Source organism: Thetidibacter halocola (assembly GCF_018224955.1).
GTDB lineage: Bacteria > Pseudomonadota > Alphaproteobacteria > Rhodobacterales > Rhodobacteraceae > Thetidibacter > Thetidibacter halocola.
On sequence record NZ_JAGTUU010000008.1, the window covers coordinates 160,533 to 180,686 of the forward strand.

Annotated in this window: 23 protein-coding genes; 14 read left to right on the forward strand and 9 right to left on the reverse strand. The window is 66.9% G+C overall.

Annotated features, from left to right (window positions below; translation table 11 throughout):
- Positions 1–9 precede the first annotated feature (9 nt).
- From pth to KB874_RS18920, 4 genes are read left to right on the forward strand one after another with little or no spacing between them, the layout of a single operon-like run.
- Positions 10–696: an aminoacyl-tRNA hydrolase gene (gene pth, locus KB874_RS18905; protein WP_212538119.1), complete on the forward strand. Its 687-nt coding sequence runs from the start codon at positions 10–12 to the stop codon at positions 694–696.
- On the forward strand, positions 693–1,733 hold the full coding sequence (locus tag KB874_RS18910; protein ID WP_212538120.1) for a DUF2332 domain-containing protein: 1,041 nt from the start codon (positions 693–695) through the stop codon (positions 1,731–1,733). The genes pth and KB874_RS18910 overlap by 4 nt, the downstream gene beginning before the upstream one ends.
- A gap of 35 nt (positions 1,734–1,768) precedes the next feature.
- Entirely contained in the window at positions 1,769–2,935 is a 1,167-nt protein-coding gene (locus KB874_RS18915) for a serine hydrolase domain-containing protein (protein ID WP_212538121.1), read from the forward strand.
- The gene (locus KB874_RS18920; protein ID WP_212538122.1) at positions 2,932–3,321 is read left to right on the forward strand and encodes a DUF2237 family protein; all 390 of its coding nucleotides are present in this window, start codon (positions 2,932–2,934) and stop codon (positions 3,319–3,321) included. Before KB874_RS18915 ends, KB874_RS18920 begins: the two co-directional genes overlap by 4 nt.
- Here KB874_RS18920 and KB874_RS18925 read toward each other — a convergent pair.
- The 6 genes from KB874_RS18925 to KB874_RS18950 all read right to left on the reverse strand — a co-directional run bounded on the left by KB874_RS18925 (position 3,249) and on the right by KB874_RS18950 (position 8,962).
- Positions 3,249–3,827, reverse strand: a complete 579-nt coding sequence (locus tag KB874_RS18925) for a helix-turn-helix transcriptional regulator (protein WP_346346574.1) — start codon at positions 3,825–3,827, stop codon at positions 3,249–3,251. The two genes, KB874_RS18920 and KB874_RS18925, sit on opposite strands and share 73 nt — an antisense overlap.
- A gap of 12 nt (positions 3,828–3,839) precedes the next feature.
- Positions 3,840–4,268: a hypothetical protein gene (locus tag KB874_RS18930; RefSeq protein WP_212538123.1), complete on the reverse strand. Its 429-nt coding sequence runs from the start codon at positions 4,266–4,268 to the stop codon at positions 3,840–3,842.
- Positions 4,269–4,334: 66 nt separating this feature from the next.
- Positions 4,335–4,868: a PepSY domain-containing protein gene (locus KB874_RS18935; RefSeq protein WP_249200630.1), complete on the reverse strand. Its 534-nt coding sequence runs from the start codon at positions 4,866–4,868 to the stop codon at positions 4,335–4,337.
- Between the two features lie 224 nt (positions 4,869–5,092).
- Positions 5,093–5,542, reverse strand: a complete 450-nt coding sequence (locus tag KB874_RS18940) for a hypothetical protein (protein WP_212538124.1) — start codon at positions 5,540–5,542, stop codon at positions 5,093–5,095.
- A gap of 140 nt (positions 5,543–5,682) precedes the next feature.
- Positions 5,683–6,930, reverse strand: a complete 1,248-nt coding sequence (trpB, locus tag KB874_RS18945) for a tryptophan synthase subunit beta (protein ID WP_212538238.1) — start codon at positions 6,928–6,930, stop codon at positions 5,683–5,685.
- Between the two features lie 367 nt (positions 6,931–7,297).
- Complete coding sequence (locus tag KB874_RS18950) at positions 7,298–8,962, reverse strand: ArnT family glycosyltransferase (protein WP_212538125.1); 1,665 nt, start codon at positions 8,960–8,962, stop codon at positions 7,298–7,300.
- 155 nt (positions 8,963–9,117) lie between these two features.
- On the opposite strand from KB874_RS18950, the gene KB874_RS18955 reads away from it, so the two are divergent.
- Positions 9,118–9,915: a glycosyltransferase family 2 protein gene (locus KB874_RS18955; RefSeq protein ID WP_212538126.1), complete on the forward strand. Its 798-nt coding sequence runs from the start codon at positions 9,118–9,120 to the stop codon at positions 9,913–9,915.
- A gap of 4 nt (positions 9,916–9,919) precedes the next feature.
- Positions 9,920–10,276 carry a lipid-A-disaccharide synthase N-terminal domain-containing protein gene (locus KB874_RS18960; RefSeq protein WP_212538127.1) on the forward strand — a complete coding sequence of 119 codons (357 nt, stop codon included), beginning with the start codon at positions 9,920–9,922 and terminating at the stop codon, positions 10,274–10,276.
- Here the strand turns inward: KB874_RS18960 and KB874_RS18965 are convergent.
- The 3 genes from KB874_RS18965 to KB874_RS18975 form a co-directional block, all read right to left on the reverse strand.
- On the reverse strand, positions 10,240–11,559 hold the full coding sequence (locus KB874_RS18965; protein ID WP_212538128.1) for an MATE family efflux transporter: 1,320 nt from the start codon (positions 11,557–11,559) through the stop codon (positions 10,240–10,242). The two genes, KB874_RS18960 and KB874_RS18965, sit on opposite strands and share 37 nt — an antisense overlap.
- 97 nt (positions 11,560–11,656) lie before the next feature.
- On the reverse strand, positions 11,657–12,172 hold the full coding sequence (locus KB874_RS18970) for a PaaI family thioesterase (protein WP_212538129.1): 516 nt from the start codon (positions 12,170–12,172) through the stop codon (positions 11,657–11,659).
- Positions 12,169–12,591, reverse strand: coding sequence for a PaaI family thioesterase (locus KB874_RS18975; RefSeq protein WP_212538239.1), 423 nt, complete (start codon positions 12,589–12,591; stop codon positions 12,169–12,171). The genes KB874_RS18970 and KB874_RS18975 overlap by 4 nt, the downstream gene beginning before the upstream one ends.
- A 130-nt stretch (positions 12,592–12,721) precedes the next feature.
- Here KB874_RS18975 and KB874_RS18980 point away from each other — a divergent pair, with 130 nt between their 5' ends.
- The 8 genes from KB874_RS18980 to KB874_RS19015 all read left to right on the forward strand — a co-directional run bounded on the left by KB874_RS18980 (position 12,722) and on the right by KB874_RS19015 (position 20,122).
- On the forward strand, positions 12,722–13,093 hold the full coding sequence (locus KB874_RS18980; protein WP_212538130.1) for a MerR family transcriptional regulator: 372 nt from the start codon (positions 12,722–12,724) through the stop codon (positions 13,091–13,093).
- A 213-nt stretch (positions 13,094–13,306) separates the two neighbouring features.
- Positions 13,307–13,711 carry a MerR family transcriptional regulator gene (locus KB874_RS18985; protein WP_212538131.1) on the forward strand — a complete coding sequence of 135 codons (405 nt, stop codon included), beginning with the start codon at positions 13,307–13,309 and terminating at the stop codon, positions 13,709–13,711.
- Between the two features lie 31 nt (positions 13,712–13,742).
- The gene (locus KB874_RS18990; protein WP_212538132.1) at positions 13,743–15,521 is read left to right on the forward strand and encodes an acyl-CoA dehydrogenase C-terminal domain-containing protein; all 1,779 of its coding nucleotides are present in this window, start codon (positions 13,743–13,745) and stop codon (positions 15,519–15,521) included.
- A gap of 115 nt (positions 15,522–15,636) precedes the next feature.
- Positions 15,637–16,272 (forward strand): Hint domain-containing protein, encoded by a 636-nt coding sequence (locus KB874_RS18995; protein ID WP_212538133.1) that lies wholly within the window; start codon positions 15,637–15,639, stop codon positions 16,270–16,272.
- Positions 16,273–16,474: 202 nt separating this feature from the next.
- Positions 16,475–16,687, forward strand: coding sequence for a hypothetical protein (locus KB874_RS19000; protein ID WP_212538134.1), 213 nt, complete (start codon positions 16,475–16,477; stop codon positions 16,685–16,687).
- 12 nt (positions 16,688–16,699) lie between these two features.
- Positions 16,700–17,833 (forward strand): acyl-CoA dehydrogenase family protein, encoded by a 1,134-nt coding sequence (locus KB874_RS19005; protein WP_212538135.1) that lies wholly within the window; start codon positions 16,700–16,702, stop codon positions 17,831–17,833.
- A gap of 336 nt (positions 17,834–18,169) precedes the next feature.
- Complete coding sequence (locus KB874_RS19010; protein ID WP_212538136.1) at positions 18,170–18,808, forward strand: glutathione S-transferase family protein; 639 nt, start codon at positions 18,170–18,172, stop codon at positions 18,806–18,808.
- A 102-nt stretch (positions 18,809–18,910) separates the two neighbouring features.
- Entirely contained in the window at positions 18,911–20,122 is a 1,212-nt protein-coding gene (locus tag KB874_RS19015) for an acetyl-CoA C-acetyltransferase (protein WP_212538137.1), read from the forward strand.
- The last annotated feature ends 32 nt before the right edge of the window (positions 20,123–20,154 follow it).

A 20,154-nucleotide genomic window follows, 5' to 3' on the forward strand; every position in this document is an offset into this window, starting at 1 on the left:
AGGCTGACGGTGCAGATTTTCGCAGGATTGGGCAACCCCGGCCCGAAATATGCCCGCAACCGGCATAACATCGGCTTCATGGCGCTGGACCGGATTGCCGAGGATCACGGTTTCGGCCCGTGGAAGGCGCGGTTCCAGGGGCAGGTGGCCGAGGGCCGGCTGGGCAGCGCCAAGGTGCTGTTGCTGAAACCCGAGACCTACATGAATCTTTCGGGCCAGTCGGTGGGCGAGGCGCTGCGCTTCTACAAGCTGGGCCCCGACGCGCTGACCGTGTTCCACGACGAACTCGACCTGGCCCCCGGCAAGTGCCGGGTCAAGCAGGGCGGAGGCCATGCCGGGCACAATGGCCTGCGCTCGATCCATGCCCATGTGGGTGAGGCTTACGGCCGGGTGCGGCTGGGCATCGGCCATCCGGGCCGGAAAGAGGCCGTGGCGGGCTATGTCCTGCACGATTTCGCCAAGGCCGACGAGGATTGGCTGGACGACCTGCTGCGCGGGATCTCCGACGGCGCGGCGGCGCTGGCGGCGGGCGACGCGGCTGGGTTCCAGAACGCGGTGGCGCTGCGGGTGAACCCGCCGCGGTCGGGCGGCGGCAAGGCGGCAGCGCCAAAGCCCGCGGTCGCGCCGACACCGGAACCCGAACCGGAACCCGACACGCGCAACGCGTTGCAGCGTCTCGCGGATCGGTTCAAGTGAGCCTGCGCGGGGCCTTCCGCGACCAGGCGGGCCATTGCGCGGCGATGGACAGCCCGTTCATGGATCGGCTCTGCCGGATGCTGGCCGACCGGCTGCAGCCGGGAACGGCCCTGACCGACCGTCTGTTCGGCTGGCCCGGCGATGTCGGTCCCAAGGTCGACAGCCTGCCCTTGCGCCTGTGTGGCGGGCTGCACGCGCTGCGCCTGCAGGGCCGGGCGGGTCTGGCCGCCGTTTATCCGCCGAACGCCGCCGATGACGAAACCCTGTGGCAGGCGGTCGACGGGGCGCTGACGACCGAGGCGCAATTCCTGAACGACTGGATCGACAGCCCGCCGCAGACCAACGAGGTGCGCCGCTCGGCCCCATTGATCGCGCTGGGGCATTGGCTGGCGGCGCGATACGGCCTGCCTATGGTCACGTCGGAATTGGGCGCATCGGGCGGACTGAACCTGCGCTGGGATGCCTACGCGCTGGAGATCGACGGCCGGCGCTGGGGCGCGGCCGACCCCGCGCTGGTGCTGCGTCCCGACTGGTCCGGCCCCCTGCCGCCCGAGACGCGGCCACACGTGGTGGAACGGCGCGGGGTCGACCTGAACCCGCTCGACCCCGCCCGCGCCGAGGACCGGCTGCGCCTGATGGCCTATCTCTGGGCAGACCAGCCCGCGCGGCTGGACCTGACCCGCGCCGCCATCGCGGCCGCGGGCGACCCGGTGGACCGCGCCGATGCGGTCGACTGGCTGGCGACCCGCGCCGAACCCCGGCCCGGCCACCTGCACCTGGTCTATTCGACCGTGGCCTGGCAATATCTGCCATCGGCGGCGCGGGACCGTGGTGCTGCGATCCTCGCGGCGGCGGGCGCGCGCGCCACGCCTGACGCCCCGCTTGCGTGGTTCGGGATGGAGGCCGATAGCCGCACCGAAGGCGCGGCGCTGACCCTGCGGCTCTGGCCCGGCGATCTTGCCTTCGACATGGGCCGCGCCGATTTTCACGGCCGCTGGGTGCGTTGGGCCGCCACGATACCACTTGCACAGCACTGACGTCCGGGCATTCTTGGACAAGAAGGGAGGACGCGATGCGCAGATGGATCATCCGGATCGGGGTTGCCGCGCTGGCGGCGGTGCTGGTCATGGGTGTCGCGAACCGCGAGGCGCTGATCCGGCTTCAGGCGGTGAATACGCTCTTTGCCGAGGATCGCATCGTGGCGAATTTCAGCCACATGGACACGTTGTTCGAGACCGCGCCCATCCCGGTCAGTCGCGCGCCCACCCAGTTGCCGCAAGGCGCGCCGATGACGCCGCCAGAGGGGTTCGACAACTGGCTCGACCGCCGCGCGGTGACGGGTATCGTCGTGATGCATGACGGCGCGCTGGTGCATGAGCAATACCGCCTTGGCACCGGGCCCGAGGATCTGCGCATCTCGTGGAGCATGGCGAAATCCTATCTCTCGATCCTGTTCGGCATCCTGGTCGAACAGGGCGCCATCCAGAGCCTCGACGACCCGGTGACACGCCACGCGCCGCTTCTGGCGGGCTCGGCCTATGACGGCGCGACGATCCGCAACGTGCTGCACATGGCATCGGGCGTGACCTTCGACGAGGATTACCTCGATTTCTGGAGCGACATCAACAAGATGGGCCGCGTCCTGGCGCTGGGCGGCTCGATGGACGGCTTTGCCGCCGGGTTGACCGAAACCGAGGCCACGCCGGGCGAGCACTGGCAATATGTCTCGATCGACACGCATGTGCTGTCGATGGTGCTGCGTGGCGCGACGGGTCGCAGCCTGCCCGACCTGCTGGGCGAATACGTGCTGGACCCGCTGGGCACCGAGGGGCGGCCCTATTACGTCACCGATGGCTACGGCGTGGCCTTTGCGTTGGGCGGGTTGAACCTGACGACGCGCGATTATGCGCGCATGGGCGAGATGACGCGCCTTGGCGGCGTCTTCGACGGCCGCCGCATCGCGCCCGAGGCCTGGATCGCCGAAAGCACCGCAGCCAGCGCACCCACTGCCCCCGGAGCCGATTGGCAATACGGCTATCAATGGTGGATCCCCGGCGACGCCCGAGAGGGCGAGGTCATGGCCCGTGGCGTTTATGGCCAATACACCTACATCGATCGGCAGAGGGGGGTGGTGATCGCGGTAAACGCCGCCGACCGCGCCTTTCGCGAGGCGGGTGCGGATGACGACGCGCTGACGATGTTCCGCCGCATCGCCGACACTCTGGGGGAACGGGGATGATCCGCAAGGCACCGGAACTGAACGTCATGGGCGGCGCGTTGCAGCCCTGCTCGACCGACCCGCTGACCGGGTTCTTTCGCGACGGGCATTGCAACACCTGCGCCGAGGATACCGGCAGCCACACGGTCTGCGCCGTGATGACCGAGGAATTCCTGGCTTATTCGAAATACGTGGGCAACGACCTGTCGACGCCACGCCCCGAGTTCCGCTTTCCGGGGCTTAAGCCGGGGGACGGCTGGTGCCTGTGCGCGGCGCGCTTCCTGCAAGCCTATGACGAGGGCTGCGCACCCCGGGTCTCGCTGGCGGCGACGCATCAGCGCGCGCTGGAGATCGTGCCGCTTTCGGTTCTGGAGGCCTGCGCGGCCAAGTCCTCGGACGACGACTGAGGTGGGGTTTCGGTCGGCAGGGCCAGCCCGTCGCCCATCAATTCGTCGATGAACAGGCTCAGCAGCTGCGGCCGCCCCGAGACGCCCGCCTTGCGGTAGATCGCTGCGGTCTGCGCCTTGACCGTGCCTTCGGAGGTGCTGCGCAGGGCGGCGATCTCGGCCGTCGACAGACCCTTGATGGCGAACAGCGCCACATCGCGTTCCGCCGGCGTCAGCGCCCAGTCGTCGAACCGTTCGGCCAGCACCTCCATAAAGGCGCCCGAGGCAAGGCGAAGGCTGCGCTCGGCCTCGCGCCGGCCGCGGACAGAGCGCACCAACAGCATGGCCGAGACGGCGGTGCCCAGGATCAGGCCCACCACCGCGCCCAGCTGCACCAGCTCATACCACACCCAGGCGATGGGCGCCGTCTGGATGCCCAGCAGGCTGGTTGCCATGTCCCATGACAGGAAAAGGCCGCAGGCCATCTGCACGGCCATCAGCAGGCCGAAGCCTGCTTGCCCCTTCACGACGCCGCCCTCTCAGTCATCATCGTCGCCGCCGTCGTCGTCGCCGCCATCGTCATCGTCGTCGCCGCCGTCATCGTCACCGCCGTCGTCCTTGTCGTCGCTGTCGTCCCGGTCGTCATCCTTGTCGTCACTGTCGTCCCGGTCGTCATCCTTGTCGTCCCGGTCGTCCCGGTCGTCGTCGTCGCGATCGTCGTCGTTTCGGCGCAGGTAGTCGCGCAGCACGGCGCCCGTGCCGGGATTCAGGATCACCTCGCGACTGCCCGCCGGGCCGCGGGCGGTGATGCGCACACGTCCCAGAAAGGTCCGCGAGACAGAGATCCTGCGGTAGCCCTCGCGCCGAAGCTGGGAGATCACCTGGTCGGTGGCCGTCTGCGCCTGGCCTGCGACAGGCAGCGTCGCCAGCAACGCCGTTCCGGCAAGCAGAAATCGTCTGCGGTTCATCCGTTCCTCCGAAAATCCCCGCGCACGCGGCGCGAGGATCGGTTGGTCTGTGCGATGGCGGACGGATCAGTCGTCGTCGCCGTCGTCATCGCTGTCGTCGTCATCGTCATGATCGCCGTCATCATCGTCGTGATCATCGTCGTGATCATCGTCGTGGTCATCATGATCGTCGTCGTGGTCATCATGGCCACCCCGACCGGACTTGTCATCATCCCGGTCATCATTGTCGTCATCGTCGTCGTCACGGCCGCGACCGTGATCGTCATCGTCATCGTCGTCACGCCCATTGCGCGCCTCGACGAAGTTGCGGTTGCGCTCGCGCACCGACAAGCCAGGCGCGGTGTCGTCGCCTGCCTCGACCCGCTCCATCTCCTGCTTCAGAAGCGCCCCGGTGGACCGGTCATAGACCTGCTCCAGCTTTTCGGTGCCGCGAATGGCCTCGACCTTGGTCTGGCTCAGGCCCTTGCGGATCTCGATCCGCTCATAGCCCTGCGCGCCGAGATCGGCAATGATCTGGTCGGTCAGGGCGTCGGCATAGGCGCTGCCGCCGATCAGCGCGAGGGTAGCGCCGGTGAGAACGATTTTCCTGATAAAGGTCATGGGTCTGTCTCCTTCGTTGGCCGGGACGGGTGCCCGGGGTTGCGTCAACGAGGACCGAGGTGACCCGTTTTCCGACACAGGGATATTGCCACGGGGTTTACATCCGGGGCCATAAACGCCCGACCGACCGGCATAAACCGCAGTTTATGCGCCCTGGAAACGCATATGGCGGGCGTCGCCACAGCGCCGCCCGCCACTCCATGCCTGTCGCGCCGGACAGGTGTTCAGCCGCCGTTGCCGGTGCCAGGGTTGATGCCGCCACCCGCGCCGTCGCCGCGCTTGTGCGTGGCCGTGCCGCCGGATTCGCCCGCTGCCGGGCTTTCCTCGCCGCCCTTGCCCTTGCCCGCGTTGCGTGCCTGGTCGCGGTCGCCATATTTGACGCCGTCATCCTTGTGATGGCGAGCCGGCACGATGTCGTCGCCGACCATCTTGCCGTTCTGGAACTTGCCCTGGGCGATCACCTCTTCGCTGTCAGGGTCGAGCACGACCACGCCCAGCATCTTGCCCTTACGGCCGAAGATCACCGTGGCGTCGTCGCCCTCGGCGATGGACAGCTTGCCAAAGCCCTCGGCGTGCATGGAGGCCTTGGCGTGGTCCACGCCTTCGCCCCCCATGGCGATACCGGCCATCATCGCGACAGCGGCGGAAACGGCGACAATTCTCGAAATTCGCATGTGGGATCTCCCTCTGACCGGGCGGCGCTAGATCGCGCGCCCTTCACATGCGCTTTATGGAATATTCCACCCACTGGAACCTTGAGGCATGTCAAACGCGCCGCAGAGGGCGCGTTTGAGCCAGATCAAGACCGACGGGATCAGTCCGCCTTGCGACCCTCGGTCGCCGACATGTCGAAGCCGAGGTGACGTGCGACGGTGAAGATGTCCTTGTCGCCACGGCCGCACATGTTCATGCAGATGATGTGGTCCTTGGGCAGGTCCGGCGCGATCTTCATCACGTGGGCCAGCGCGTGGCTGGGTTCGAGCGCGGGTATGATCCCCTCGGTCTCGCAGCAGAGCTGGAAGGCCTCGAGCGCCTCCTTGTCGGTGATGGCGACATATTCGGCGCGCCCGACCTCGTGCAGCCAGGCATGTTCCGGCCCGATGCCGGGATAGTCGAGCCCGGCCGAGATCGAGAACCCTTCGAGGATCTGCCCGTCCTCGTCCTGGAGCAGGTAGGTGCGGTTGCCGTGCAACACGCCCGGGCGCCCACCGGTCAGGCTGGCGCAATGCTCCATCTTCTCGTTCACGCCCTTGCCGCCGGCCTCGACCCCGATGATGCGGACGCTCTTGTCGTCGAGAAAGGGATAGAACAGGCCCATCGCGTTCGACCCGCCGCCGATGGCGGCGATGATCGTATCGGGCAGGCGGCCCTCGGCCTCCATCATCTGCTCTTTCGTTTCCTTGCCGATGATCGACTGGAAGTCGCGCACCATCGCTGGATAAGGATGCGGCCCGGCCACGGTACCGATGCAATAGAACGTGTCGCGCACGTTGGTCACCCAGTCGCGAAGCGCATCGTTCATCGCGTCCTTGAGCGTGCCCCTGCCGCTCGTCACCGGGATCACCTCGGCCCCCAGCAGTTTCATCCGGAAGACATTCGGCGCCTGGCGCTGGACATCATGCGCACCCATGTAGACCACGCATTTCAGGCCGAACTTGGCGCAGACGGTGGCGGTGGCCACGCCGTGCTGGCCGGCGCCGGTTTCCGCGATGATCCGGGTCTTGCCCATGCGGCGGGCAAGGATGATCTGGCCCAGCACGTTGTTGATCTTGTGCGCGCCGGTATGGTTCAGCTCGTCCCGCTTCATGTAGATCCTGGCGCCGCCCAGCCGTTCGGACAGGCGTTCGGCATGGTAGAGCGGCGAGGGACGGCCGACGTAATGCTTCCAGAGAAACTCCATCTCGTCCCAGAAGGACTGGTCGGTCTTGGCGTTCTCGTACTGCTCCTCGAGTTCGAGGATCAGCGGCATCAGCGTCTCTGACACGAAGCGCCCGCCGAAGATGCCGAAACGGCCCTTTTCGTCGGGTCCGGTCATGAACGAATTGAACAGATCGTTGGCCATCGCGCCCTCCCATCCTGGACCCTCACGGGTTAACGGGGTGCGCGGCGAGGAGCAAGGGGAAGCGGCGGGAAATCGATGGCTGCCGTTTTGGATCAGGATATGCGCGCCGTCCTCTACCACCGTCAGACCGCGCGCGGCGGCGGCCCGGCACAGCGCGTCGGGGTCGATGATGCGCGCCACCTCGCGCCGGTGACGGCGCAAGACGGGGCGCGTATCCAGCGCCTCGGCGATCTGGTCGAGCCAGCGACTGGCGGTCAGGTGGCAGGGAGCGGTCTGGAACATGTGCCCGGCATAGCCCGAGGCCGGTTAAGGCCGCGCTACCCGACCCGTGCCGGATAGGAACAATGCGACCGGATGCGCGCGCCGCTCAGCCCCGCGTGGCGAGGAACAGCGGCGTGCCGTACCGGTCGCGCACCGCCTGCGCGTCGGGCAGCGCAAGGGTCGCGCCGATCTGGTCGAGGCGCAGCGCGAGGTCGTTCAGCACCGGAACGACCGCAACCATGTATCCCGCCGCCTCGATGGGGCTCCGGAACCCGGGATCGGTGAAGACGACAAGCGCGGCATCCGCGTCGCGCGCAGGGTCGAAATCAATGGCATAGCCCAGCGCCAGGATGTCGCCGGTCTGGACGCCGATCTGGTCGACCAGTTCGGCCGTCCTTGCGATGACCATGGCGCGCTGGCCATCGGACAGGTCTTGCACCCACGCCGCCGCGATCTGCCCCGCCGAGGGCAGGAAAAGCGCCTGGTCGATGGGCAGGCGGGACAGCGCGATGCCCGGAAAGACCAGCAGGACCGACGCAAGACCCGCGGCAAGTGGCGTCCGCCCCAGCGCCCGCCACAGCAGCGGCACGCCCGCCAGCGCCACCGCCAGCGCCGCCACGCCCCAGCCCGGCGCGCCATGGCGCAGCGCCACGATACCGCCCAGCAGCATCGCCAGCGCCAGCAGCGGCAGCAGCAGCCGCATCGCGCGGCGCAGGCCGGTTTCCAGCGCGGCGCGCGTCAGCCCGCTGGCATAAAGCGCGAGCAACGCAGCCAGCGCAGGGGCCGCAGGCAGGGTGTAGCGTTCGTAAAGCTTGGTGGAAAAGGCAAAGACCACCAGGTTCAGCACCACCCAGGCCAGCAGGAACCCCGCGGCGCGGCTGGCGATCGGTGGCGCGTCCGCCCCGCGCCGTCCGCCTGCCATCCGTGCCAGGGCCACCACCAGCAGTCCCGGCAGGGCCGAGAGCAGCAGGTCGGCGGTGGTCTTGCCCAGTCCGGCCAGCACGTCCAGCGCGTCCTTGCCAACCTTGTCCGTCACCTGGTCGCCGAAAAATTGCGTCATCAGCGTGTCGGGATGCAGCACGGCCATCAGACCGAACCAGCCCGACGCCAGGACCAGCGCAAGCAGCGCCGCGACCGCCTCGTGCCACCGCAGCTGCGGTCCGGAGGGCGCGCCCGGCCGCAGCGCAAGATAGGGCAGCAGCATCAGTGGCGCGAGAAAGCCCTTGGCCAGAACTGCCCAGGCCAGGCCGAGCCATGCCAGATACATGTGCAGGGGCCGCGCCGTGCCACGCAGGACGTGGACAAAGCCCAGCGCAGCAAGGCTCGTGCCCAGCACCAGCGGCATGTCGGGGATGTATTGCGGTGCGGTGGCAAAGAACACCCGGTGCCCCGCCAGCATCGCCACCGCCAGCAGCGCCGCCGGGCGCACCGCGCCCAGCGCCCGCGCCAGCGCATAGGTCACGCCCAGAATCGCCGCGGCGCTGGCGAGAAACGCCACCTTGGCACCGAACAGGCCCTGCCCGAACAGCACGAAGCCCGCGACGACATGGTAGTAGGTCAGCGGTGGCTTGGTCAGCCGCAATTCGCCGGTTTCAGAGATCGGCACCAGGTAGTCGCCCGTCGCCATCATGTGCGCCGCGGCGATGGAATAGCGCCGCTCGTCCAGGTGCGGGTCGATCGGCCAGATCAGCGCCGGCAGCGCCAGCAGAACGAAAAGGCCGATTAGCCCGGCCAGAGCCAGCCCGCCCGGGGCCTTGTCCTCTTCCGTCATGGCGCCCTGCAGCCCCTTGCAGCGCCCGCGCCGCTGGCGGGCCATCCCGCGCCTGTCTGCACCCTGGACCGCGCCATCGCAAGACCGGCACGGTCGGCGCGGTGCGGTCCTTCCACCGCATTGACGCAAATCGGCGTCAGGACTAAAGGGCGCGCATGACGATTACCGAGTCCTTCATTTCCAACGATCAGACCGAAGCCGCGGCACAGGGCCGCGACAGCACCGGCGGAACCGCGCCCGTCGTGGCGATCATCGTTCCGATGCACAACGAGGAAGACGCCGTCCTGTCGCTGGTCGAGGGCATTGCCGAGGCGGGCCGGTCACTGCCCTCCTTCGAGATCATCGCGGTCGACGACGGCTCCACCGACCGCACCGCGGACCGTCTGGCCGAGGCGCGGACGCGTCATCCGCAGCTGCGCATCCTGCGCCACGCCAGGGCGGGCGGACAGAGCGCGGCGGTGCATTCCGGCGTGCGCGCGGCACGGGCGCCGTTCTGCCTGACGCTGGACGGCGACGGTCAGAACCCGCCCGAGGAACTGCCCGGCCTGTTCGCCCCCCTGTCGGCGGACAAGACGGGGCGCGTAGGGCTCGTGGCGGGCCAGCGCGTCGGGCGCAAGGACACACTGTCGAAACGGCTTGCCTCGAAATTCGCCAACGGGCTGCGGGCGCGCGTGCTGCGCGATGGCACCCGCGACACGGGCTGCGGGCTCAAGGGGTTCCGCCGCGACGCCTTTCTGGCGCTGCCCTATTTCGACCACATGCACCGTTACCTGCCCGCGCTGTTCAAGGCGCAGGGCTGGGAGGTCGCGCTGGTCGACGTGTCGCACAAGGCGCGCATTTCCGGCCGCTCGAAATACACCAACCTGCAACGCGCCATCGCCGGCGCGTGGGACCTGCTGGGCGTCGTCTGGCTGCTGCGCCGCGCCAAGAAGGTCGCCCCCGAAGAGGTATGAACCCGTGATCGAGACCCTTCTGAACATCCTGCATGTCGACAGCCCCACCGAGGCGGCCTGGGTCACGGTCGGCCTGTTCGGCCAGTTGCTGTTCACAGGGCGCTTTCTGGTGCAGTGGATCTCGTCCGAGCGGGCAAAACGCTCGATCATCCCGATGGCCTTCTGGTATTTCTCGATCAGCGGCGGGCTGATCCTTCTGGCCTACGCGATCTACCGGAAGGACCCGGTCTTTGTCCTTGGGCAGTCGATGGGCGTGTTCATCTACACCCGCAACATCCTGCTGATCCGCGGCGAGGCGAAACGCGCCCGAGAAGAGTCCAGCGCTCAGGCGCCGCCCGCCGCGCGTTCCAACGCCGGGTAGCGCAGGCCCAGCGTGATGCCGCGGGCGACGAAGGAAATCGACATCGCCAGCCACAGGCCGTGATTGCCAAGCGGCCCGATCAGCAGCCACGCCGCCAGCGCGTAGACCGCCGCGGACAGCGCCATCATGTTGCGCATGTCGGCGGTGCGGGTCGCACCGATGAAGATGCCGTCCAGCATCACCAGCCCGATCTGCAACAGCGGCGCCAGCACCATCCAGGGCAGGTAGAGCCGCGCGGCGGCGCGCACCTCGGGGTCCTTGGCGATGAGGTCGATCAGCAACGGCCCGAGAATGGCAAAACCGGCCGCCAGCAGCACGGCAAAGACCGTGGCCCAGAGCGTCGTCATCCGCGCCGCCTGCCGCACCCGCGCCATTGCCCGCGCGCCAAAGGCGCTGCCCACCAGCGCCTCGGCGGCAAAGGCAAAGCCGTCGAGCGCATAGCCGCAGATATGCAGGAATTGCAGCAGCACCTGGTTGGCAGCCAGCGTCACCGTGCCGAACCGCCCGCCCAGCAGCAGGAACGAGACGAAGATCGCCTGCAACAGCAGCGAGCGGATCAGGATGTCAGTGTTCACCACTGCCATGTGGGTCAGCCGCTCGCGATCGAAGACGCGGAACCACTCGCGCCAGGCCCGGACGCGGAACGCCTCGCGGCACAGCCACAGGCCCAGGATCAGACCCGACCATTCGGCGAGGAAGGTGGCAAAGGCCACGCCGTCGACACCCCAGCCGAACTGCAGCACGAAGAGCAGGTCCAGCACCACGTTCACGCCGTTCATCCAGAGCTGCAGCGCAAAGACGTCGCGGGTGCGCTCCTGCGCGATCAGCCAGCCGGTGATGCCGTAAAGCGCGATGGCGGCGGGTGCCGACCAGATTCGGATCTGCATGTAGGCGCGGGCGAGATCCTCGACCTCGGGACTGGCGGGCGACAGGCGGAAGGCGGCGGAAAAGACCGCGCCGTTCAGCAGTATCAGCGCCGCGCCCCCGGCCAGCCCGATCAGCAGCGCGCGGGTCAGCAGCGCCGCAACCTCGGCCCGGTCGCCCTGCCCCGCCGCCTGGGCGGTCAACCCCGTGGTGCCCATGCGCAGGAAACCGAAGACCCAGTAGATCGCCGTCAGCACGATGGCGCCCACGCCCACCGCGGCGATCGGTTCGGGCGCGGGGATCTGGCCCACCACGGCGGTATCGACCGTGCCGAGGATCGGCACGGTGACGTTGGCGAGCAGGATCGGAATCGCGATCTTCAGCACGCGCCGGTGGGTGATGGGCCTGTCTTCGGTCATGCCGGTCCGCTGGCTGGCCGGGAACGGAGGGGGCTCTGCCCCCGTCGCCCTTGCGGGCGCCTCCCCCGGAGTTTTTCGGGCAAGATGAAGCTGCGGGTCAGTCCTTGTCCCGTGGCATCAGGAAATGGGCGTTGGCCTGGGCGAAGGGCCGGTCGCGGTTGTCCTGCCAGGCCTCGACATGCACGCTGGCATAGCGCCGCCCCGAGCGGTTGACGCGGGCGCGGGCATAGGCGTCGCGTGGCAGGCCCGAGCGCAGGTAATCCACGGTGAAGTCGATCGTCTTGGGCAGGCGCGGCAAGTTGCCCGCCTGCAGCGCAGCAAGGTCGATCGCTCCCGATTCGATGTCCTCCCATAGCCAGGACCAGCTGAGCGAGATCAGCGCCGTGATTTCCAGGAAGGCCGCGGTCACACCACCGTGGATCGCCGGCAGGATCGGGTTGCCGATCAGCTTGTCGTCGAAGGGGAGGATCGCCGTGAGTTCATCGCCGCGGCGGTCGAACTGGATGCCGAGATACTGGATGTAGGGCACGCCGCCGGCCAGCGCGCGCAGGCCGGCGTCACGGCGCTGCTTGACCAGCTGGATGGGTTCGGGAGGCTTGCGCGGGGCCATCATGCGCCCTCCACGGTGAAGGCGCCGGTGGCGGTGGCCACGGGGTTGTCGGGATCGTTGTCATGGGCCGTGGCGCGGACGAAGGCGACCGAGCGGGTGACGTGGTAGCAGGTGGCGCGCGCGGTGATCGCCTGGCCGGGCGTCGCGCCACGCATGTAGTCGATGCGCAGGTTGATGGTGGCGGTGCCCGCCGGGCTGCGCGGATGGCTCATCACCGCCGCTCCGCCGCAGGTATCCATCAGCGCCGAGACCGCGCCGCCATGGATCACCCCGGTCTCGGGATCGCCGATGAAGCGGTCGTCATAGGGCATGCGGATCTCGGCGACGCCGTCGCCGATCTCGGTGATTTCCATGCCCAGCGCCCGAGAATGCGGGATCGTCTCGATGAACTGCCGGGCGATGCGGGCCTTGTCGGCGGTCATGGCGATGCCTTTCGTGATGCGCGTCAGCATGTTTATGGAACCCGGCGCAGCCGCCTGCAAGCGCCCTGCGGCTGACTGTTGCAGAGCGTGCGGGACCGGACTAGCCTGACGCGGGGGAGAGGAGACGACGATGGCGGACCAACGGCTGAGCTTCAAGGAGATGTGTGCGAAGTTCGACGTGACGCCGCGGACCCTGCGCTATTACGAGTATATCGAGCTTCTGACGCCCGACCGTGAGGGGCGCTCGCGGTTCTATGGCCCGCGCGAGGTGGCGCGGATGAAGCTGATCCTGCGCGGCCGCAAGTTCGGTTTCCAGCTGGAGGATATCCGCCAGTGGCTTCTGATCTACGAGAAGGAAGGCACCGAGGCGCAGATGAAAGCGTGGATCGCGCTGGCCGACCGCCAACTGGGCGAACTGGCCGAGCAACGCCGCCAGCTGGACGAGGCGATGGACGCCCTGCGCAAGCTGCGCGACGACACCGCCGCCTCGCTGAACGGCTGATTCCCCTTTTTCGCACCGGATGACCCGGTCGGGTATTCCCGACCCGGTCATGTGCGTTTTCCGGCTTGAAATCCCCGTTTACCTTTCCTTATCCCACGTCACCTAAAAAGTGACGTGGCGTATGAGTTACGTCAACGGAAATTCCCATTGTAAGAAGGCGCCGAACCCCGCATCTCCGGCGCATGACGCGCCGTAATGCGAGAGAGAAAAAAGATGAGCGACGAAAAGACGATGACCATCCGGGAAATGTGCGATGCGTTCGACGTGACGCCGCGCACGCTGCGCTTCTACGAACAGAAGGAGCTGCTGTTCCCGATCCGCGAAGGCCAGAAGCGGCTGTTCACCCGGCGCGACCGGGCACGGCTGAAGCTGATCCTGCGCGGCAAGCGCTTTGGCTTCAGCCTGGAGGAGATCCGCCAGCTGCTGGACCTGTATCACGTGGGCGACCAGCAGCTGACCCAGTTGCAGCAGACCTACGAGATCGCCCAGCAGCGGCTGAACGACATGATCCGCCAGCGCGACGAGCTGAACGAGGCCATCGCCGAACTCGAGGAACAGATGACCTGGGGCGAGAAGATGATCGCCTCGATGTCGCAACAAGAGCGCGCGGCAGGCTGACGACCGCGCGGCCACACAGAGGGAGAAGGGCATGCCCAGCTATACCGCACCCGTCAAGGACCAGATGTTTGTCCTGCATGACGTGCTGAAGATCGCGGAACAGGACGTTCCGGGTTACGACGAACTGGACCGCGAGACGACCGAGGCGATCCTCGGCGAGGCGGCGAAACTGGCGCAGGACGTGCTGGCGCCGCTGAACCCGGTGGGCGATCACGAGGGCTGCACGCTGGAGAACGGCGTGGTGCGCACGCCGACCGGCTTCAGGGCGGCGTTCGACCAGGTGCGCGACGGCGGCTGGACCGCGCTGGACTGCGATCCGGAGTACGGCGGCCAGGGCCTGCCCTACCTGATCTCGACCGCCGTGGGCGAGATGTTTTCGGCGGCCAACATGGCCTTCAACATGTACCAGGGCCTGACCCACGGCGCCTACAACGCCATCCACGCCCATGGCTCTGACGACCAGAAGCGGACCTACCTGCCCAAGATGGTAACCTGCGAGTGGGGCGGCACCATGAACCTGACGGAGCCGCATTGCGGCACCGACCTGGGTCTGATCCGTACAAAGGCCGTGCCGAACGGCGACGGCAGCTATGCCATCAGCGGCCAGAAGATCTGGATCTCGGCCGGCGAGCACGACATGTGCGACAACATCATCCACCTGGTGCTGGCCAAGCTGCCGGACGCGCCCGAGGGCGTGAAGGGGATCAGCCTGTTCATCGTGCCCAAGTTCCTGGTGAACGAGGACGGCAGCCTGGGCGCGCGCAACAGCCTGTCCTGCGGCGGGCTGGAAAAGAAGATGGGCATCCACGGCAACGCCACCTGCGTGATGAACTACGACGGCGCCACCGGCTTCCTGGTAGGCGAGGCGCACAAGGGCATGCGCGCCATGTTCACCATGATGAACGAGGCGCGTCTGGGCGTCGGTCTGCAAGGTTATGCGCAAGGCGAGGTCGCGTACCAGAACGCGCTTGGCTTTGCCCGCGACCGTCTGCAGGGCCGCGACGTGACCGGCGTCAAGAACCCCGGCGGCGCCGCCGATCCGATCATCGTGCACCCCGACGTGCGCCGCAACCTGATGGACCAGAAGGCCTTTGTCGAAGGCGCGCGCGCCTTCACCTTCTGGGGTGCCTCGCTGATCGACCGGGCGCATCGCAACGAGGACGCCGCCGCCGAGGGGCTGATCTCGTTGATGACGCCGGTCCTCAAGGGTTTTCTGACCGACAAGGGGTTCGAGACCACCGTGCTGGCGCAGCAGACGTTGGGCGGCTCGGGCTTCACCCGCGAATGGGGACTGGAACAGTTCGTCCGCGACGCGCGCATCACCATGATCTACGAGGGCACCAACGGCATCCAGTCGCTGGACCTCGTGGGGCGCAAGCTGGGCCAGGACGGCGGCAAGCACGTCATGGCCTTCTTCGAGATGGTCAAGAGCTTCGTCTCCGAGAACAAGGGCGATGCCGAGTTCGACGCCCAGTTCCTCGAACCCCTGAAGGCGGCGTCGAAGGATCTCCAGGCGGCGGGGATGTATTTCATGCAGAACGGCATGAAGAACCCCAACAACGCGCTGTCGGGTTCGTATGACTTCATGCATCTGTTCGGCCATGTCTGCCTGGGCCTGATGTGGGCCCGCATGGCACAGGCCGCCCGGGCGAAACTGGCCGAGGGCGCGGGCGACGCCGCCTTCTACGAGACCAAGATCGCCACCGGGCGCTACTACATGGCCCGCCAACTGCCGATGACCGCGACGCACCTGGCCCGCATCCAGTCGGGCGCGGAACCGGTCATGGCGCTGGACGCGGCGAATTTCTGATAAAGCGGGCGGGTTTCCCCCCTACGGTTTGTTGCGAATGTGGCGGCGGGGGCGAGAGCCCTCGCCGTTCTCGTTCCGGACGAAACGCGCCCACTGCGGCACTGACGCGGAAGGCGTGGATCAATCGGATCTTCAGACGACCAAACCTGAGTTCATTCCGTCAATCGGAAGCAGGGTTGCCGCACAGGACAGCAGAGTCGAAGATCAGAACGCCGGCTTCTCTCACCGATATGACAGCTGCACCGACAGCGACCAGAATCAGGCGGTCGCCGTGACCTGCTTTGCTGCGGGAACAGCGATCGCGGTTCCGGGCGGACGGCAGGCCGTCGAAACCCTGCGACCGGGCGATCTGGTCGAAACGCTGGATCATTGCCCCCGACCGGACAGAATCGTCATGAAACGGAATCTCGATTTCCGTACCGGCACAGTGTCCAGCCACGAACCCATCGCGATCAGACCTCACAGTATCGCCCCGGAACAGCCCGACCGGCTCTTGCGCGTCTCGCCGCAACACCGGTTGCTGGTGCGCGATGCCCGGGGCGCAGAGCGGCTGGTCGCAGCGAAGGGATTGATCGATCTTGCCGGTGTCCGCGTGATGGCAGGCTGTCGCCAGATCACTCACTTGCAACTCGTCTTCGACCGGCACGAGGTCCTCCGCGCGGAAAACTGCTGGACAGAACGCTTCTATCCCAGTGCCTTATCCATCGCCAATGCACCTGCGCGCTTTCAGCGGGCACTTTTTCAGCTCTAACCTGACCTTCCCGAAACGACCACCGCACGCGCTGCGCGACCGTTTCTGGGCGCCAAGACGGCCTGCAGCCTGGCGGATCAGGCATACTGAATCCTTCGTCGCGGCAGCTTGAACAACCACTTGCCGCGATCGGCGGGCTGGACGCCTGAACGACGACCTGAAATGGTTGACCCATGTCTGCAACCCGCCAGCGTGGTGAACCATGCCCAAACGCTTTCGTCTGACGCGACGTTTCCCTGTCGCCATGACCGAGGACGGCTATCGTGGCCTCAGACGGTTCGCGCAAGAGGCCGGGCTGGACGAGGGCGAGGCGCTGTCCTTCCTGTTCGAACATTTCGACAGCGTCACCGACGGCGACGCGCTCGCCCACCGACTGCGCCTGTTCAACGCAGAGCTCGACGACCGCAAACGCTGATGGGAGGGCCCGATGGGCTGGATGACCGACGAACACGCCATGCTGGGCGAGATGACGCGCAAGTTCATCGAAACCGAATGGCAGCCGCGCTACGACAAGTGGCGCAAGCAGGGCATGATGGACCGCAAGACCTGGACCGAGGCGGGCGAGTTGGGCCTGCTCTGCCCCTCGGTCCCCGAGGAATACGGCGGCGCGGGCGGCGATTTTGGCCACGAGGCGGTGATCCTGACCGAAGCCGCGCGAGCCAATCTCGCCAGTTGGGGCCATGGCATCCATTCCGGCATCGTCGCTCATTACATTCTGGCCTATGGCACCGAGGACCAGAAGAAGCGCTGGCTGCCGAAGATGATCAGCGGCGAGTTGGTGGGGGCTCTGGCGATGACCGAACCTTCCACCGGGTCTGACGTGCAGCGCATCAAGACGAAGGCCATCCGCGAGGGCAACGCCTATCGCCTGTCCGGGCAGAAGACCTTCATCACCAACGGCCAGCATGCCAACCTGATCGTGGTCGCGGCCAAGACCGACCCGGCCGAGGGCGCCAGGGGCGTCAGCCTCGTGGTGGTCGAGACCGACGGCGCGGCGGGCTTCCAGCGCGGCCGCAATCTGGACAAGATCGGCTGCCACGCGGCGGACACGTCCGAACTGTTCTTCGACAACGTGGAAATTCCGCCCGAGAACATCCTCGGCCAACAGGAGGGCCAGGGCTTCTACCAGATGATGCAGCAACTGCCCCAGGAACGCCTCATCATCGCTTGCGGCGCCGTGGGCGCAATGGAAGGCGCGGTCGAGCGCACCATCGAGTACTGCAAGACCCGCGAGGCCTTCGGCGGCCCGCTCACCCAGTTCCAGAACACCCGCTTCAAGCTGGCCGAGTGCAAGACTAAGACCGCGGTGGCCCGCGCCTTCCTCGACGAGTGCATGGAGGAGCACCTGGAAGGGCGGCTGTCGGTCGAGAAGGCTGCGATGGCGAAATACTGGCTGACCGACACCCAGGGCGAAGTGCTGGATGATTGCGTGCAGCTGCATGGCGGCTACGGATACATGCAGGAATACGCCGTGGCCGAGATGTGGGCCGACGCGCGCGTGCAGCGGATTTATGGTGGCACCAACGAGATCATGAAGGAACTGATCGCACGGTCGCTCTGACCCCGGGCGAAGGCCGGGGGTTTCACACCCCCGGACCCCCATGGAGTTTAAGGGCAAGATGAAGGTCAGTCCGCATATCGGGCCCAAAATGGCAGCGCGGGCAGCAATCGGTCCACCCCGTCCCAGACACTGGCCTGCTGGCATCCGGAAAGGGACGGGGCTTCACCTTGCACGCCGTTCAACTCTCCAGTCTGCGACGCGGTTTCACCCTGCGCGATTCCGGTTAATGATCGGTGAAAACCGGCATGATCTTCATCTTGCCCCTAAACTCCGGGGGTGCGGGGGCTGGCCCCCGCTTTCCAACCAATCCACCAGCGCAACGGGAGACACGACGCCATGACCATGAAACTTTACTGCTTCGGCGAAAGCGGAAACGCCTACAAGGCCGCCCTGCCCCTGCATCTGAGCGGCCTCGACTGGGAGCCGCTGAAGGTCGACTTCTTCGGCGGCGAGACTCGAACCACGGAATACCGTTCCAATGTCAACGAGATGGGCGAGGCGCCGGTGCTGGTCGACGGCAACACGCGACTGACGCAATCCGGCGTGATCCAGATGTACATCGCAGAGAAGTCGGGCAAGTTCGGTGGCGCCACGCCGGACGAGGCGCGTGAGGTGCTGCGCTGGGTCTTCTGGGACAACCACAAGCTGTCCAGCCAGGCGGGCATGACCCGCTTCCTGATGAACTTCCTGCCTGCGGACAAGCGCCCGGCCGAGGTCATCGCCTTTACGCAGGGGCGCCTGAAATCCGCCTACCAGGTGCTCGATGCGCATCTTGCCGGGCGCGACTGGGTCGTGGGCAACGGGCCGACCAACGCGGATTTCTCCTGCTGCGGATACCTCTTCTACCCCGAACCCTTTGGCTTTGACCGCACCGAGTGGTCCAATATCGACCGCTGGCTCGGCAACATCGAGGAACTCGACGGCTGGAAGCACCCCTACGACCTGATGCCGGGCTCTCCGGCCGATCGGGCGTGACGTCACGACGTTTACGTAAAGCGCCGCCACGTCACCCTTGCAAGGGGCACACCCGATGCCCCACCTCTAGGCCAACCCGACGCTCCGACAAAGGACCCGACCATGACCGAAGCCTATATCTACGACGCCATCCGCACGCCGCGCGGCAAGGGCCGCCCGGACGGCAGCCTGCACGAGGTCACCTCGCTGCGGCTTTCGGCACATGTCCTCAACAGCCTGAAGGAGCGCAATGCGCTGGACGGGCACGCGGTCGAGGACGTGATCTGGGGCAACGTCACGCAGGTCGGCGAACAAGGCGGCTGCCTCGCGCGCTCGGCGGTGCTGGCCTCGGACCTCGACCAGTCGATCCCGGGCCTTGCCATCAACCGCTTCTGTGCCTCGGGCATGGAGGCGGTCAACCTCGCCGCCAACCAGGTCAAGGGTGGCGCGGGTGACGCCTATATCGCGGGCGGGGTCGAGATGATGGGCCGCGTGGCGATGGGCAGCGACGGTGCCGCCATCGCCGTGGACCCGAGCCTGGCCATGAACAGCTATTTCGTGCCGCAGGGGATCAGCGCCGACATCATCGCCACCGAATACGGCTTTACCCGCGACGACGCCGACGGGCTGGCGGTGGAAAGCCAGCGGCGCGCGGCAGCCGCTTGGGCCGACAACCGCTTTGCCAAATCCGTCGTCCCCGTGACCGACCAGAACGGCCTGACCATCCTCGATCGCGACGAATACATGCGCCCCGGCACCGACATGCAGAGCCTCGGCGCGCTCAAGCCCAGCTTCAAGGATATGGGCGAGGTCATGCCGGGCTTTGACGCCATCGCGCTGATGAAGTATCCGCACCTCGAGCGGATCAACCACATCCACCACGCCGGCAATTCCTCGGGCATCGTCGACGGCGCGGCGGGTGTCCTTATCGGCAACGCCGAGTTCGGCAAGAAATACGGGCTGAAGCCGCGCGCGCGCATCCGTGCCACGGCCAAGATCGGCACCGATCCCACCATCATGCTGACCGGTCCGGTTCCCGTCACCGAGAAGATCCTCAAGGATTCGGGCATGAGCATCTCGGACATCGACTTGTTCGAGGTGAACGAGGCCTTCGCCAGCGTCGTGCTGCGCTTCATGCAGGCGTTCGACGTGGACTCGGACCGGGTCAACGTCAACGGCGGCTCGATCGCCATGGGCCACCCGCTGGGCGCGACCGGCGCGATCATCATCGGCACCTTGCTGGACGAGCTCGAGCGCACCGGCAAGGGCACCGGCCTCGCCACGCTCTGCATCGCGTCGGGCATGGGCGCGGCCACGATCATCGAACGGGTCTGAGGGCCGGGCCGCCACGCGCGGCCGCCCCACCC

Excerpts from the sequence above, each read along its gene's own strand:
- KB874_RS18920 (WP_212538122.1), top strand. The coding sequence starts at position 2,932 with ATGATCCGCAAGGCACCGGAACTGAACGTCATGGGCGGCGCGTTGCAG.
- KB874_RS18990 (WP_212538132.1), top strand. The coding sequence starts at position 13,743 with ATGCCCAGCTATACCGCACCCGTCAAGGACCAGATGTTTGTCCTGCAT.
- KB874_RS19005 (WP_212538135.1), top strand. The coding sequence starts at position 16,700 with ATGGGCTGGATGACCGACGAACACGCCATGCTGGGCGAGATGACGCGC.
- KB874_RS18980 (WP_212538130.1), top strand. The coding sequence starts at position 12,722 with ATGGCGGACCAACGGCTGAGCTTCAAGGAGATGTGTGCGAAGTTCGAC.
- KB874_RS19010 (WP_212538136.1), top strand. The coding sequence starts at position 18,170 with ATGACCATGAAACTTTACTGCTTCGGCGAAAGCGGAAACGCCTACAAG.
- KB874_RS18930 (WP_212538123.1), bottom strand. The coding sequence starts at position 4,268 with ATGAACCGCAGACGATTTCTGCTTGCCGGAACGGCGTTGCTGGCGACG.
- KB874_RS19000 (WP_212538134.1), top strand. The coding sequence starts at position 16,475 with ATGCCCAAACGCTTTCGTCTGACGCGACGTTTCCCTGTCGCCATGACC.
- KB874_RS18955 (WP_212538126.1), top strand. The coding sequence starts at position 9,118 with ATGACGATTACCGAGTCCTTCATTTCCAACGATCAGACCGAAGCCGCG.
- trpB (WP_212538238.1), bottom strand. The coding sequence starts at position 6,930 with ATGGCCAACGATCTGTTCAATTCGTTCATGACCGGACCCGACGAAAAG.
- KB874_RS18965 (WP_212538128.1), bottom strand. The coding sequence starts at position 11,559 with ATGACCGAAGACAGGCCCATCACCCACCGGCGCGTGCTGAAGATCGCG.
- KB874_RS18970 (WP_212538129.1), bottom strand. The coding sequence starts at position 12,172 with ATGATGGCCCCGCGCAAGCCTCCCGAACCCATCCAGCTGGTCAAGCAG.
- KB874_RS18915 (WP_212538121.1), top strand. The coding sequence starts at position 1,769 with ATGCGCAGATGGATCATCCGGATCGGGGTTGCCGCGCTGGCGGCGGTG.
- KB874_RS18935 (WP_249200630.1), bottom strand. The coding sequence starts at position 4,868 with ATGACCTTTATCAGGAAAATCGTTCTCACCGGCGCTACCCTCGCGCTG.
- KB874_RS18950 (WP_212538125.1), bottom strand. The coding sequence starts at position 8,962 with ATGACGGAAGAGGACAAGGCCCCGGGCGGGCTGGCTCTGGCCGGGCTA.
- KB874_RS18985 (WP_212538131.1), top strand. The coding sequence starts at position 13,307 with ATGAGCGACGAAAAGACGATGACCATCCGGGAAATGTGCGATGCGTTC.
- KB874_RS18975 (WP_212538239.1), bottom strand. The coding sequence starts at position 12,591 with ATGACCGCCGACAAGGCCCGCATCGCCCGGCAGTTCATCGAGACGATC.
- KB874_RS19015 (WP_212538137.1), top strand. The coding sequence starts at position 18,911 with ATGACCGAAGCCTATATCTACGACGCCATCCGCACGCCGCGCGGCAAG.
- KB874_RS18940 (WP_212538124.1), bottom strand. The coding sequence starts at position 5,542 with ATGCGAATTTCGAGAATTGTCGCCGTTTCCGCCGCTGTCGCGATGATG.